Source organism: Hymenobacter sp. BT559 (assembly GCF_016427535.1).
GTDB lineage: Bacteria > Bacteroidota > Bacteroidia > Cytophagales > Hymenobacteraceae > Hymenobacter.
The window spans coordinates 435,934-449,742 of record NZ_JAELXV010000001.1; the positions used below are offsets into that span (position 1 = coordinate 435,934).

General features: G+C 60.8%; 11 protein-coding genes. 8 read left to right on the forward strand and 3 right to left on the reverse strand.

Features of this window, described 5'->3' with window-relative positions:
- Window positions 1-266 precede the first annotated feature (266 nt).
- The 6 genes from JAO77_RS01865 (at window position 267) to JAO77_RS01890 (ending at window position 7,353) form a co-directional block, all read left to right on the forward strand.
- Window positions 267-1,061: an oxygenase MpaB family protein gene (locus JAO77_RS01865; protein ID WP_198988575.1), complete on the forward strand. Its 795-nt coding sequence runs from the start codon at window positions 267-269 to the stop codon at window positions 1,059-1,061.
- A 157-nt stretch (window positions 1,062-1,218) separates the two neighbouring features.
- Entirely contained in the window at window positions 1,219-2,409 is a 1,191-nt protein-coding gene (locus JAO77_RS01870) for a BamA/TamA family outer membrane protein (protein ID WP_198988576.1), read from the forward strand.
- Window positions 2,410-2,585: 176 nt separating this feature from the next.
- A complete protein-coding gene (locus JAO77_RS01875) occupies window positions 2,586-3,239 on the forward strand; it encodes a (2Fe-2S)-binding protein (RefSeq protein WP_198988577.1) in 654 nt (217 codons plus the stop codon).
- Window positions 3,240-3,245: 6 nt separating this feature from the next.
- The gene (locus JAO77_RS01880; RefSeq protein ID WP_198988578.1) at window positions 3,246-4,226 is read left to right on the forward strand and encodes an FAD binding domain-containing protein; all 981 of its coding nucleotides are present in this window, start codon (window positions 3,246-3,248) and stop codon (window positions 4,224-4,226) included.
- 14 nt (window positions 4,227-4,240) lie between these two features.
- On the forward strand, window positions 4,241-6,571 hold the full coding sequence (locus JAO77_RS01885; protein ID WP_198988579.1) for a xanthine dehydrogenase family protein molybdopterin-binding subunit: 2,331 nt from the start codon (window positions 4,241-4,243) through the stop codon (window positions 6,569-6,571).
- A 179-nt stretch (window positions 6,572-6,750) separates the two neighbouring features.
- Window positions 6,751-7,353 (forward strand): nucleotidyltransferase family protein, encoded by a 603-nt coding sequence (locus tag JAO77_RS01890; RefSeq protein WP_198988580.1) that lies wholly within the window; start codon window positions 6,751-6,753, stop codon window positions 7,351-7,353.
- Window positions 7,354-7,449: 96 nt separating this feature from the next.
- Here the strand turns inward: JAO77_RS01890 and JAO77_RS01895 are convergent, their stop codons facing one another.
- Window positions 7,450-8,925 carry a T9SS type A sorting domain-containing protein gene (locus JAO77_RS01895; RefSeq protein ID WP_198988581.1) on the reverse strand — a complete coding sequence of 492 codons (1,476 nt, stop codon included), beginning with the start codon at window positions 8,923-8,925 and terminating at the stop codon, window positions 7,450-7,452.
- Window positions 8,926-9,356: 431 nt separating this feature from the next.
- Window positions 9,357-9,842 carry a hypothetical protein gene (locus tag JAO77_RS01900; protein ID WP_198988582.1) on the reverse strand — a complete coding sequence of 162 codons (486 nt, stop codon included), beginning with the start codon at window positions 9,840-9,842 and terminating at the stop codon, window positions 9,357-9,359.
- Window positions 9,843-9,958: 116 nt separating this feature from the next.
- Between JAO77_RS01900 and JAO77_RS01905 the strand changes: the two genes are divergently transcribed.
- Window positions 9,959-11,371 (forward strand): MFS transporter, encoded by a 1,413-nt coding sequence (locus JAO77_RS01905; RefSeq protein WP_198988583.1) that lies wholly within the window; start codon window positions 9,959-9,961, stop codon window positions 11,369-11,371.
- A 28-nt stretch (window positions 11,372-11,399) separates the two neighbouring features.
- On the forward strand, window positions 11,400-11,918 hold the full coding sequence (locus JAO77_RS01910) for a DinB family protein (RefSeq protein ID WP_198988584.1): 519 nt from the start codon (window positions 11,400-11,402) through the stop codon (window positions 11,916-11,918).
- An 80-nt stretch (window positions 11,919-11,998) separates the two neighbouring features.
- Here the strand turns inward: JAO77_RS01910 and JAO77_RS01915 are convergent, their stop codons facing one another.
- The gene (locus tag JAO77_RS01915; protein ID WP_198988585.1) at window positions 11,999-13,657 is read right to left on the reverse strand and encodes an amidohydrolase; all 1,659 of its coding nucleotides are present in this window, start codon (window positions 13,655-13,657) and stop codon (window positions 11,999-12,001) included.
- Window positions 13,658-13,809: the final 152 nt, after the last annotated feature.

Consider the following 13,809-nt stretch of genomic DNA (forward strand, 5'->3'; position numbering starts at 1 on the left):
TGGCGCTGCCTAGCGTAGTAAACCTCACCCCTGGGGCCGCGTCTTGTCAGCACGACCGGGGGGCCTCAAGGTATAGGTATTCTATGTAGTTGTAGTGCGCTGTGCTATAGAAGGCTCTCGAGCTGAAATAATGATACCTAGGAGCCCAAGCATAGGCCAGACTGATAAGCGTGTATCATGCTTTCTGTAGTAGCTTTGTAGTGCAAAGTTCTTTTAATATGTGCCTGTGTCTGGCACTTTCCTAGGGTGGCATCGCTTTTAACTACATGGAGTATTTCGTAAAGCCCGATTCGGTAGTGCGTCGCATTTGGGGCAAGGCCGATACGGTGCTGTTCATCTTCGCCGGGTCGGCGGCTGAGTTTGCGCTGAACAAGGCCGTAGACTGGCTTTACTTCACGGGCAAGCTGCCAGCTGACCCCTTAGGTCGCCTGTTCTCGACGGTGGAATATGCGCGGCGCATCATCTTCGCCAAGCGGGCAACGGCCGAGCAAGCCATCGATACCATCGCGGGCATCCACGCAGCGGTGGAGCAGAAGCGCGGCATGCGCATCCCCGACTGGGCCTACCGCGACGTGCTATTTATGCTCACGGCCTATTCCATTCGCGTGTTTGAGGCCATAGAACGGCCCTTAACGGCCGCCGAAAAGGAGGAAATCGTGGACGTGTTTTATCGCCTCGGGCACCGCATGGGCGTTCCAGAGGTGCCCAGTACCTACGCCGAGTGGCAGCAGGCCCGCCAGGCGCACCTCGACAATGACCTGGTGGTGAGCGATTACACTACTGACCTCTACCGCCAGTACCGGCGCCACCTAGGGGCCTTTCGCTACGAGCTGGTGCTGCAAGCGCAGCGCTTCGTGACCCCGCCCCGCGTGCGCGAGCTGCTGCGGCTAGGGCGTTGGTCGTGGATGCCGCTGGTGCTGCCCCTGTACCGGCCCACGCAGCACATGGCCCTAGGGAGGTGGGCGCGCGCTTCGCTGATGCCGGCCAGCTACCGGGCGCAGATACTGGCCCTAGACCGGGCGCCCGAGCTAGTGCGCCCGCCGGTGCTGCAAGCGCACTAAACCTCTGCGCAGCACTACAAAATCTCGGCTTACAGTGGACCGTGCGGGGTGTGGTAGTACGGGCGCGCAGCGCGACCTTTACTTAGTCATTGGGCTAGCCCCAGCCTAGGGGCTTCGAACTGCAAGTAGCAGCCGTCGCCCCGCGTGAACGTAGGTGATGAATTTTGTACGCCTCCTGGCCCTAGCAGCGCTTCTAGTGGCTTCGCTTGTTGCTCAGGGTCAAGCTCCGGCACCCACCGAAGACTTTGGCGACTTGGTGCACAAGGTGTTTCCGCGCAGGCGCCCTAGGCCGGCTAGCGACTCGGCCAAGGCGCATAAGCCGCGCTCGCTGGTAGTGCTACCGGCCGTGGCATATACCCTGGAGGCGCGGCTGCTGGCGTCGGTGACGGCGAGCGTGGCTTTTCAGCAGCCCGATGCTAACCTATCGGCCATCTCTACGACGCTTACCTACACGCAGAACCGCCAGCTTATTCTGGCCGTGAATGGCCCGCTCTGGACGGCCCACAACCGTAGCCTGTGGCTGGCCGACTACCGCCTGCTGCACTATCCGCAGCGTACGTACGGCCTTGGCAGCAATGCCCACGAAGACGACTACATCGCCATGGACTACAACCTGCTGCGGGTGCACCAGAGCTACTACCGGCGGCTGGGGGCCACGGGACCGCTGTACGTAGGGGTGGGGTACTTTCTAGATACGCGCTGGAACATTCAGAGCCTTAACCAGGATGGGCAGACGCTGACGCGAATTTCGGGCTATGACATTGGGGTGGCAGGGCGCTCGACTTCGTCGGGGCTGGTGGCGTCGGTGCTACGCGATAGCCGCGCCAATGCCCAGCGCCCGGCCGCGGGCGAGAACTACCTGTTTCTGGCGCTGCGCACCAACTTGCGGGCCCTAGGGTCGGATGCCAACTACCGCTTTGTGCAGGGCGATACGCGGCGCTATTTTCGACTAGGGCCGGCTGGCAATGTGCTGGCCTTCTGGCTATACGGCGACTTTGCCCTGGGCCAGGCGGCGCCCTACCTCGACCTGCCCGCCACCGGCTGGGACACCTACAGCGTGACCGGGCGCGGCTACATTCAGGGGCGCTTTCGGGGTACGAGCCTGGTGTATGGCGAAACGGAATACCGCTTCAACCTCACGCGCTCGCGGGTACTGGGCGGGGTGGTGTTCGTGAATGGGCAGTCGGCCCGCAACCCCAGCACCGGCTACGGGCGCGTGGCCCCAGCGGGCGGCACCGGCATCCGGCTGTGTTTGAGTAAAAAGGTGGGCACCTACTTGGCCGTGGACTATGCCTGGGGGCTTGAGGGTTCCAATGGCGTTTTCTTCAACCTAGGCGAGGTATTTTAGAAAGCGACGCGTACACGCCTGTCTGTAAATAGGGAAGGGGAGTGGGTGCGGGCTGTTAAGAGCCACTATAAGTGGCCGCTATATAGCAGATTTTGTGCAAGAAATACTTGGGTAAAGATAAACGGCAGATGGCGCTTTTGCGTACCTAGAAACAGCTTCACCACGCGCTATTTCTGATGTCTTATCCCAACGACCAAACCCCCGACGCGGCCGGCACGCCGCCGTCGACTGGCCCCTCGCGCCGCTCTTTCCTCAAGCAGAGCGGCGGCATTCTGAGCTTTGCCCTGGTGCCGCCCATCGCCGGTCAGGCCGAAGCCATTGCCGACAAAATGGCCCCGGCCAGCCCCATTCTTTCGGGCCAAACCAACGTTAGCCTCCGTATCAACGGCCAAGCCAAAAACCTGCGGCTTGAGCCCCGCACCACGCTGCTCGACGCCCTGCGCGAATACCTGGACCTGACGGGCACCAAGAAAGGCTGCGACCACGGCCAGTGCGGCGCCTGCACGGTGCTCGTGGATGGCCGCCGGGTCAACAGCTGCCTCACGCTGGCCGTGATGAGCCAGGGCAAGGAAATCACAACCATTGAGGGCCTAGCCAAGGGCGACGACCTGCACCCCATGCAGGAAGCGTTCTTGAAGCACGATGGCTTCCAGTGCGGCTACTGCACGCCGGGTCAAATCATGTCGGGCGTAGCCTGCGTGAAGGAGGGTCACGCCACTTCCGACGACCAGTGCCGCGAGTGGATGAGCGGCAACATCTGCCGTTGCGGCGCTTATCCCAACATTCTGGCCGCCGTGCGCGAAGTGGCTGGCCAACAAGCAAAAGGCTAACCCACTATGAACAACTTCGCCTATACTCAGGCCGCTTCTACTAAAGAAGCTGCCACCGTCACGCAGAGCGACAAGCACGCGGCTTTTATCAGCGGCGGCACCTCGCTCATCGACTTGATGAAGTCTAACATCGAGCAGCATTCCCTGCTGGTCGACCTGAATAAACTTTCGCTCCTAGGTGTCGAAAACTCGGCCACGGGCCTGCGCATCGGCGCGCTTGAGCGCATGAGCGACGTGGGCGAACACCCGCTGGTGGTGCAAAACTACCCGGTCATTTCGCAGTCGCTGCTGGCCTCAGCCTCGCCGCAGCTGCGCAACATGGCCAGCATGGGCGGCAACCTGTTGCAGCGCACGCGCTGCGGTTACTTCCGCGATGTGGCCTTTCCGTGCAACAAGCGCGTGCCCGGCTCGGGCTGCCCCGCCCAAGACGGCGATAACCGCACGCTGGCTATCCTAGGGGGTAGTACGAGCTGCATTGCTACCCACGCCTCCGACTTGTGCGTGGCGCTAGTAGCCCTCGAAGCCAAGCTGACCCTCGAAAACGCCAAGGGCGCCACACGCATCGTGCCGCTGGCCGACTTTTATAAGCTGCCGGGCAAGACGCCGCACATCGAAAACCAACTGCAGCCCGGCGAGCTCATCACGGCCATTACTATTCCGGCCGCTGCGCACGCCCGCAAGTCGCACTACCTCAAGGTGCGCGACCGCGCCAGCTACGCCTACGCGCTGGTGAGCGCGGCCGTGGGGCTCGATGTGCAGGGCGGCACCATTCGCTCGGCGCGGGTGGCCCTAGGTGGCGTGGGCACCGTGCCTTGGCGGGTGCCCGCCGTGGAAAAAGCCTTGGTAGGTAAGCCCGCTACGGAAGACACTTTCCGCGCCGCCGCGGCCCTGGCCGTGCGCGACGCCTCGCCCCGCGAGCACAATAAATTCAAAATCGAGCTGGCCCAGCGCACCATCGTGCGGGCGCTGCTAGAAGTCGCCGCTTAAGCCAGTTATCAACTATGTCATCCGAACCCCAATTTTTTGACCAGCCGGGCGGCTTCGTCGGTAAGCCCCTCGTGCGCGTCGAGGGCCGCGAAAAAGTAACCGGCAAGGCCAAGTACTCAGCCGAGTTTCCGTTGCCCGGCCTCACCTACGGCGTGCTGGCCACCAGCCCCATTGCCAAGGGCAAAATCCAGAGCATCGACACCACGGCCGCTGCTAAAGAGCTGGGTGTTATTGCGGTGCTCACGCACCAAAACCTGCCCAAGCTCGCCAAAACGCCCGATTCGCCCGAAGGCAAGAAAGCCACGAGCGCCCCGATGGGCTTCATGCCCCTCACCTCCGACGAGATATTTTACGCGGGGCAGCCTGTGGCCCTGGTAGTAGCCGATACGCTCGACCACGCCATCTACGCCGCCACGCTGGTAAAAGTGAACTACGCGCCCGAGTCGCCCATTGCCAACTTCCACGACGCGCGCGCCAAGCTCTTCAACCCGGCGCAGGTGCAGGATGGCAAGGTGGATGGCCACAAGCGGCGTGGCGATGCCAAAACGGCCTTCGCCAGCGCGCCCATTCAGCTCACGGCCACCTACACGCACCCCATCTACCACCACAACCCCATGGAGCCCGGCTCAACCACGGCCCACTGGGAAGCACCCGACCGCCTCACCGTCTACGAATCGACGCAGGGTGTGACGCGTACGCAGACTACCCTGGTGGCCATGACCGGCCTGCCCCGCGAGCAGGTGCGCGTCATTACGAAGTACCTAGGCGGCGGCTTCGGCTGTAAGGGCTCGTGCTGGCCGCACACCGTGCTTACGGTGCAGGCCGCCAAAGCCGTAGGCCGGCCGGTGCAGCTAATGCTGACGCGTAAGCAGCAGTTTACCAGCATGGGCCACCGCGAAGACCAAAGCCAGACCCTCCAGCTCGGGGCTACGGCTGACGGCAAGCTGACGTCGCTCATTCATACCAAGCAGTCTACGACTTCGCCCTGGGACGAGTACGCCGAGTCGAACTCTAAGATTATCAACCTGCTCTACGCCTGCCCCACTTTTGAGGCAAGCTACGAGATGGCGCGGGCCAATGTGATGACCTCGACCTTTATGCGCGCGCCCGGCGAAGCACCGGGCTCGTTTGCGCTGGAATGCTCGATGGACGACCTTGCCGCCCGCCTCGGCGTGGACCCCATCGAAATCCGGTTGCGCAACCACGCCGACCATGACTACAGCACCGGCCAGCCCTGGAGCAGCAAAAGCCTGAAGCAGTGCTACGCCCGCGGCGCCGAGCTGTTTGGCTGGAGCAAGCGCAACCCCAAGGCCGGCCAAACCCGCGACGGCCGCTATCTCGTGGGCATGGGTATGGCTACGGCCAGCTACCCCGTGCATAGCTCGCAGGGCACGGCCCGCGCTCGCCTCTACGCCGACGGCCACGCCGTGGTGCAGAGCGGCGCCACCGACCTAGGCACCGGCACCTACACCGTGATGACCCAGGTAGCCGCCGATTCGTTGGGCCTGCCCATCGAAAAAGTGCGCTTTGAGCTGGGTGATACTAACCTGCCCACCGCCCCCAATTCGGGTGGCTCCATTGCCGCGGGCACCGTGTCGTCGTCGGTGTTTATGGCGGCGCAGGATGTGTGGCAGCGCCTCATCAAGATAGCCGTGGGCGATAAAAAGTCGCCGCTCTACAAGGCCAAGCCCGAAGATGTGACCGTCGAGAAAGGTCGCTTGTTCTTGAAGAAAGACCCCAAGAAAGGCGAAGGCTACGCCGACCTGATGAAGCGCGCCGACCTCACCGACATTGAAGGCATGGGCCGGGGCCGCTACGGCGCGGGCTACGAAACCGGGCACGCTGCTAGCCCGGCCGGCCCTGGCAATAATACCGAATCGGCCGCCGAGCACTCCATGCACTCATTTGGCGCGCACTTCTGCGAGGTGCGGGTCGATATGGACCTAGGTATTATTCGGGTAAGCAAGTGGGTGAGCGTGATGGGCGCGGGCCGCATCCTGAACGCCCAAACCGCCCGCAGCCAGATTATCGGCGGGGCCATTTTCGGCATTGGCTCAGTGCTAATGGAAGCCACCGAGCGCGATGCTAAGTACTCGCGCTACACCAACGCTGACTTGGCCAACTACCACGTGCCTGTCAACGCCGACATCCCTAATATGACGGTAGAGTTTGTAGAAGAGCACGACCCCTACATCAACGCGATGGGCGTGAAGGGCATCGGCGAAATCTCGATGGTAGGCGTGGCCGCCGCCGTGGCCAACGCCGTGTACCACGCCACCGGCAAGCGCCTGCGCGACCTGCCCCTCACGCCCGAAAAGGTCATGATGGCAGGCGTGGCGAGCTAGGTCTCGCTGCCCATAATACCCCACCCCCGGCCCCTCCCCTCCGGGAGAGGGGAGCCTTTCGTTCTCTAATGTTAGAGTCGTCTAGCTCCCCTCTCCCGGAGGGGAGGGGCCGGGGGTGGGGTTTTTACGTAAGAGCGTAGGCCAAATACTAGCTTCGTACTCATTCAACTAATTACCCCATGCACCACGACCCCACCGCCACCGTTGGCCTCCTGCTGCTCGCCGCTGGCTCTTCTTCGCGCCTCGCCCGCCCCAAGCAACTGTTGCCTTACCAGGGCCACACGCTGCTGCGCCACGCTGCCGAGGTAGCCACCGCCTCGCCTTGCCGCCCGCTAGTGCTCGTGACCGGCGCTCTGCACGATGAGTTGCTGCCCGAAATCGACGGCCTGCCCTTCCACGTGGTGCGCAACGATGCCTGGGCCGATGGTATGGGCGGCAGCATCGCCGCTGGCCTTGCCGAACTCGAAACCGCCGCCGAAGCCGCTAAAGTGGATGCCGTAGTCGTGATGCTCTGCGACCAGCCCCTGCTCACGCCCGAAGTGGTTGGCGAGCTGATTGTGCAGTTTCAGGCCACCGGGCAGCCCGTAGTGGCCTCGGCCTATGCCGGTACCCAGGGGGTGCCGGCGCTGTTTAGCCGCAAGATATTTCCGCAATTGCTGGGGCTGCGCGGGGCGGCTGGCGCACGGGAGCTATTGCAGCAATATGCCCACTTGCCTACGGTAGACTTCCCCGGTGGCGCTACCGATGTAGATACCGAAGCACAGTACGCCGCCCTAGGGTAGCGTATCTGATGAATGAGGTTATGATTCTATCAAAAGCCCCTGGTCGCTTCACAATGCGGCCAGGGGCTTTTGATAAATAGCGAAACAACTTGTAGACTACTCTACGGCCAACTGACTACGCCATAGCTGGCCTGTTGGTGCCGTAGCCTGAACGTAGTAAAGTCCAGGCGCGAGGCCGGTTAGGGAAAGCGCGCTAGCACTAGGAGCCCGGTAGACAGTACGACCCAGCGCATCAGTTACCTGCACGTGTGTGCCGCTGGGCAGTGAGAGTAGGGTAGTGGCAGTATGCGCTGGATTGGGGTATAGAGCCAGCGGCTGCGCAGTCGGCCCAGTGCGAACCGCCAAGGGTAAGGTCCCAAACTGTGCCACAAACATGCCATTACTCTGCGTAAGCGTGTAGTTGTACTGGGGCAGTACAGTGCCATCAAACGTCGGTGCCCCCTGGTAGTTGCCCCCTACACTAAGCTGGCCTCCCGCATTAGTAGCTACCAAGTAGGGAATCGCATCCGGCGTTTGCTTGACCCAGCGTAAGCTTCCCTGAGGTGAAAAGCAAGCTACTACCCCAGCCCGCCCGTTAGCGTAAGTCAGGGTTTGACCACCAATAACGGTTGAGTAACTGTATTCACCCACAAAACAGGAGTTATTGGCAGCATCGGTCGTTACAGCGTAGCCAAAGGCATAGGCCGGACTTTGCATGGTTGAAACCCAAACCAGATTGCCCGTAGCTGTGTCAAACGTAGCAAGGGCCCCATTGCGTACGGCTCCTCCTGCGTCAAGTATCTGGCTGCCTAGGTTGAGGTGGCCTTTGAACTCGAGGGGCACTACCAGGCGACCTAGGCCGTCGAGTACCGCGCTGTAAGCATGGGCTGTTTCCTGAATAGAAGCGGTAGGGTAGCGCCGCAGCCATTGCGGCGTGCCTTGGGTATCATACTTCACCAGTAGTACGTCGGAAAAGCCACCCGTAGCCGGCATCGCTAGGCCAGCAAACGGGCCCGTGTCGGTCGAGGTGCTGCCCGTGAGATACGAGTCGCCAGCTGCTGATACAGTTAAACTAAGCGCAGGTAAATAATTAAGCGACGTGCGAGCGCCCTGGCGGCCCCATAGTGGCGTGCCCTGCGGGTCTAGCTTGAGCAGAATGGCATCAGTAGGCCCCGAACTGCCAAGTCCGCCCGTTGAGAGCGCAAAGCTGCCAAAATTTACCGTGCCAGTGAGTCTCCCGCTCATGTAAATGTTGCCGCTGGCGTCAAGGTCCATGTCGGCAGCAGTACAGATGCCAGTAGCACTGGCCCCCACAGTACGGAGCCAGAGTGGCTGGCCTTGGGCATCGAGCTTGGCTATATAGCCACAAGATAAGTTAGTGACTACTGGGATGCTAAAGGCGCCTACTTGTAGCGAGGTAGCATTGCCGTAGGCATTGCCGCTCAAGTAGATATTGCCTGCTGCATCGAGCCGGATGCGGCCGCCGCCAGTCCCCAGAAGCTCGCGTGTCCACAATAGACTGCCAGTCGGGCTATACTTGGCAAGATAGCCCCCGAATGGATGCTTCAGTACGGTGCGAGGACCTAGGCGCATGGAATCTATATAAGAACCGGTTGCGTAGGTATTTCCTTGGGCATCAGTAGCTAGTGTGCCAAGGCCTGTTTGTGGATGAGTACGTTGACCGGTTGCCCAGCGCCAGGTCGGCGGTGCTGTTTGGGCCAGTGTGGGCCGGTTGGCCAGGCAGCAACAAAACGAAAAACTGGCAGCTAGTAACCAACGGGTCATAACAGAAAAGGGAACAGTGAAAGAGAAGGATAAGAATATTTTAGCGCATCTAAGCTACTACCTGCTTTTCTGAATATTCCAAGTTGGCTTGCGAAGATTCTTCATGCTAGTTATTTCTGGCTTTCGCAAGCACCAGTAACAAGTAACAGGTTACCATTGTGGCGCCTCCGTTTAACCTTAGCGGCAGGTTGGCGCCACCGATGTAGATACCGAAGCGCAGTACGCCGCCCTAGGGTAGGCTATTTTACCCGCCGGTACTCTATCTCTTCTTCCACGCCCGGCATATCCTCGCCCACCGGAAAAGCTAGCACCAGCACGCGGCGGCTCAGCTTACGAATTTGATGGCCATCAAACGACGAGCCGTTGCGGCTGCTGGGGCTGCTGGCCTGCAAGCGGTTCTTACTCACTGAGTAAGAACCTATCTCGTTTTGCACTACCTCCTCGCCGCGCATGACCGTGAACCGGTAGCCGCCATCGGCCCGAAACTCGACCCGCAGCTGCGCAGTACCCTCAGCAATGCCGTGGTTGAGGTCGGCGGTTTGTGGGTCGTTGAGGCGCTCGCGCACCGAGTCGGGCACCGCTTCGCTCACGGTAAAGCCAATTTCGTAGGCTTCCCACTGGCCCACCAGCCCGGGCAACACTTGTGCCCGCGCAGGGGTACCTAGGAGCAGCGCGGTGCCCAGTAGCAGCCAGCAGCGAGTTAATTTCTTGTGTATCGCCTTCATCAAGGCCGAAAGTAAGCAACTTACTGGCTCGTCGGTCCTGGCTAACCAGCGGTAGCGTTCCTCTGTGCTACCTAAGAAACGCTAGTATCTTGGCACCTGCCAATTTCCTTCTACGCATGACTCCCACCGCTACCGCCGCGCCGGCCGTCGAAAAAGACAACAAGCGCATCACCACCGGCTGGACCTTCTACGACTGGGCCAACTCGGTGTACCCGCTCGTGATTACCAGCTCGATTTTTCCGATTTACTGGTCGAGCGTTGTCAAAAAGATAACCCACACCGACAGCGGCCAGAGCCCAGTCGATTTCCTCGGGTTTCAAGTGCCGGGCTCGTCGCTGCTCACCTATGCCATCTCGGCGGCCTTTCTGCTAATTGCGCTCATCAGTCCGTTTCTGACCTCGCTGGCCGACTTCTCGGGGCGCAAGAAGCTGTTTCTGCAAATCTTCTGCTACCTAGGGGCCGCCTCGTGCGCCGGGCTATTCTTCTTCACGCCTGCCACGCTCACCGAGTCCACGTTCGTGTTTATTCTGGCCACGGTAGGGTTTTCGGGCAGCATCGTGTTCTACAATTCTTATCTGCCCGAAATCAGCAGCGAGGAAAAATTTGATTCGCTGTCGGCCAAAGGCTTCTCGATGGGCTACGTGGGGTCGGTTATTCTACTGGTCATTTGCCTGGTCATTAATCAGTTTCACGATAAGGTAGGGCTCACGGGCGAGCGAGCCGCGCAGATTTCGTTTCTGCTCACGGGCATCTGGTGGGCCGGCTTCGCCCAAATTCCTTTCTTCACCCTGCCTGCCGACCCTGGCCGCAGTACCCAGGCCGGCCCCGACGATAAAGGCTGGCTGCTCAACGGCTTTCACGAGCTAGCCAAGGTGTGGCGGCAGCTCGAGCAGCTACCCAATCTTAAGAAGTTTCTGCTCGCGTACTTCACCTACAACATGGGCGTGCAAACGGTGATGTACGTGGCCACGCTCTTCGGAACCGACGAGCTGCACCTGGCCGACGACGCCCTCATTATTACCATCTTGCTGTTGCAAGTAGTGGCCATTGCGGGCGCTTACCTGTTTGCCAAGCTCTCCGAGGCCATTGGCAATACGCGGGCGTTGTCGTGGTCGGTCATCATCTGGATGGGCATTTGCGTGGCCGGCTACTTTGTGCAGGCCGGCTGGAGTTTCTATGCCCTCGCCTCGGTTATTGGCCTCACCATGGGCGCCATCCAAAGCCTGTCGCGCAGCACCTACTCCAAGATTATTCCCGAAAACACGCCGAATACGGCCGCTTTTTTCAGCTTCTTCGACGTGACGGAGAAGCTGAGTATCGTAATCGGTACGGCCACGTGGGGCATTATCAGCCAGTGGTTTGGCTCGATGCGCTACAGCATCCTGGCGCTCATCGTTTTCTTTGCCTTAGGTCTGGTTTTCTTGCTGCGCCTGCGCGGTAAGAAGCTGCGCGAAGAGCCCGCGGGCGGTGCCGCGCTGCCGCCCCCGCCCGCCTCGCCCATAGCGAGCACGCCGGCAACGGTGAAATAGGAGCGTATCTGGCAACGACCTTTGCGCCATGATTCATCCTTCTCAACCCAATTTGCAAACCGCGCTCGGCCACGAACTAAAGCATGAGCTAGCCATCACGCGCCGCGTGCTGGAGCGGGTGCCCACCGAGCAGTTTGGCTGGCAGCCCCACGCCAAAAGCATGACCCTAGGTACGCTGGTGGGCCACATGGCCAACCTCATCGGCTTCCTGGAGCTGTCGCTGCAAGGCTCGGCATTTGACCTGGCTGCCAATAAGATGCCTGACAACCCCGCCACCGCGGCCGACGTGCTGGCACGCTTTGACCTCAACGCCGAAAACCTGCATAAGGCCCTGGCCGATGTGAGCGACGACGCATTTAACGACATCTGGAGCCTCACGCACGGCGACAAAACGTTGCTATCGCTGCCCCGCACGGCTGTGGTGCGCACCATGGTGCTCAACCACCTCATCCATCACCGTGGCCAGCTGAGCGTGTACCTGCGCCTGCTCGACATTCCGGTGCCCGCTATCTACGGTGGCTCGGCCGACGAAGCGCCCCAGCGCTAGGTAGTCGAAGCCCAATAAAAAGGCCTTCTTTCCTTGACGGGAAAGAAGGCCTTTTTGCATCGCCTAGGTGGGGTAGCGGGTTACTGACGGCTGAAAACCCGTTTGCCGCCTATCCAGGTCTGTTGCACCTCCGCATTGCGCAGCTGTTCGTTGGGCGCGGTCAGCAGGTCAGTTTTTAGCACTACAAAATCGGCCAGCATACCGGGCTTAATCTGGCCCTTACGCTTGTCTTCGAAGGCGGCGTGGGCGGCCCAGGTCGTCATGCCGCGCAGGGCGTCGGGGCGCGAGAGGGCGTTGGCCATCTGAAAGCCGGCAGCCGGAAAATTCTTGGCGTCTTGCCGCGCCACGGCCGCGTGGTAGCCATAGAGCGGGTTGATGTCCTCGACCGGAAAATCGGAACCTAGGGCCACCTGGCCGTACTGCTTCAGCAGCTCCTGGTAGGCGTAAGCTGTCTGCAAGCGCTGTGCGCCCAGACGCTCGCTGGCCCAGTACATATCGGAAGTGGCGTGCGTGGGCTGCACCGAGGGCACAATATGATACTGGCCAAACTTGGGCATGTCGGCCTGGCTCACCACCTGCGCGTGCTCGATGCGCCAGCGGCGGTCAGGTTGTCCTTTCAAGGCCGCGCCGTAGATGTCGAGCAGCAGCCGGTTGCTGGAGTCGCCGATGGCGTGGGTGTTCATCTGAAACTTAGTGGCCGCCAACTCCTTGGCTAAGCCGCGGTAGTAGCCGGGGTTTTGCAGCAAAAAACCCTTTTCGGCGGGCCGGTCGGTGTAGGGCGCCAGCAGCGACGCGCCCCGCGAGCCTAGCGCCCCATCAGCGTACACCTTGAAGGATGAAATGGTGAGGTTGTCGCTGAAATACGGCCCCCTAGGTAGGTAATACGCCTTGTTTTCGGGAGTAGGGTTGAGCATGGTGTACAGGCGCAAATGCAGCTTGTCGGCTTTTTGCAGCGCGGCCATACGTTCGATATCCTCCCGGTTGAGGCCCGCATCGGCGAGGCTGGTGAGGCCCACGGCGAGGCAGTTTTGCTGGCCTTGCAGCAGGGCCGCGTCAGCCTCATTGGGGCTGGGCTCGGGTATTTTGGCCGCCACCAGCTTCACGGCGTTGTCTACGAGCAGGCCGGTGAGGCGGCCCTGCGCGTCGTGCCCAATCACGCCGCCACTGATGGGAGTGCGCGCTGTGATGCCCGCCAGGTCGAGCGCCTTTTGGTTGGCCACGGCGGCGTGCCCATCCACACGGGCCAGCAGCACCGGTACATCTGGAAAGAGTACATCGAGCGTGTCCTTAGTGGGGAAGCGCTGGCCGGGCCAGTCGTTCTGGTCCCAGCCGCGACCCGTGAGCCACGCCGCGCTTGGCTGCTGTTGCCGGTGCTGCGAGAGGCGCCCCACCGTTTCAGCCCACGACGCGGCGCCCACCAGATTGGCCGAGCGCAGCCCTAGGGCATAGCGGTAGAAGTGACAGTGCGCATCATAAAAGCCGGGGTAAATAAACTGGCCCTGCGCATCCATTGTCTGGGCGGCCTGGTAGCGCCCCGCTAGGTCGTCTGTAGTGCCCACGGCCACAAAGCGCCCGTCGCGCACCGCGAAGGCCTGCGCTTTGCTAAAGGTCGAGTCGACAGTATATACCGTAGCGTTAGTTATCAGCAAATCAACGCTTTCACGCGGTGCGTGGCAGCTGGCAGCACCTAGGGCCACAACAAGGCCAAGAGTACTCCCAAGTTTATAAATGCCCCTCATAGTACAAAACAGTCCGTTAAGTTCCGGTTAGGGGGCAAAGCTAAGCCCTTCCTCTGAAGAGAAAGGGCCGCCAAAACCTTCGCAAAAGCTAAGTAACGCTAGCCTATCGAGCCGAATGCCAGTCTCCTAGTCAGCCAGAGGCGGACGTATCT

What these genes read in the sequence shown, in the direction of transcription:
- JAO77_RS01900 (WP_198988582.1), bottom strand. Translation starts at nt 9,842, where the DNA reads ATGAAGGCGATACACAAGAAATTAACTCGCTGCTGGCTGCTACTGGGC.
- JAO77_RS01870 (WP_198988576.1), top strand. Translation starts at nt 1,219, where the DNA reads ATGAATTTTGTACGCCTCCTGGCCCTAGCAGCGCTTCTAGTGGCTTCG.
- JAO77_RS01865 (WP_198988575.1), top strand. Translation starts at nt 267, where the DNA reads ATGGAGTATTTCGTAAAGCCCGATTCGGTAGTGCGTCGCATTTGGGGC.
- JAO77_RS01880 (WP_198988578.1), top strand. Translation starts at nt 3,246, where the DNA reads ATGAACAACTTCGCCTATACTCAGGCCGCTTCTACTAAAGAAGCTGCC.
- JAO77_RS01895 (WP_198988581.1), bottom strand. Translation starts at nt 8,925, where the DNA reads ATGCGCCTAGGTCCTCGCACCGTACTGAAGCATCCATTCGGGGGCTAT.
- JAO77_RS01910 (WP_198988584.1), top strand. Translation starts at nt 11,400, where the DNA reads ATGATTCATCCTTCTCAACCCAATTTGCAAACCGCGCTCGGCCACGAA.
- JAO77_RS01915 (WP_198988585.1), bottom strand. Translation starts at nt 13,657, where the DNA reads ATGAGGGGCATTTATAAACTTGGGAGTACTCTTGGCCTTGTTGTGGCC.
- JAO77_RS01875 (WP_198988577.1), top strand. Translation starts at nt 2,586, where the DNA reads ATGTCTTATCCCAACGACCAAACCCCCGACGCGGCCGGCACGCCGCCG.
- JAO77_RS01905 (WP_198988583.1), top strand. Translation starts at nt 9,959, where the DNA reads ATGACTCCCACCGCTACCGCCGCGCCGGCCGTCGAAAAAGACAACAAG.
- JAO77_RS01890 (WP_198988580.1), top strand. Translation starts at nt 6,751, where the DNA reads ATGCACCACGACCCCACCGCCACCGTTGGCCTCCTGCTGCTCGCCGCT.
- JAO77_RS01885 (WP_198988579.1), top strand. Translation starts at nt 4,241, where the DNA reads ATGTCATCCGAACCCCAATTTTTTGACCAGCCGGGCGGCTTCGTCGGT.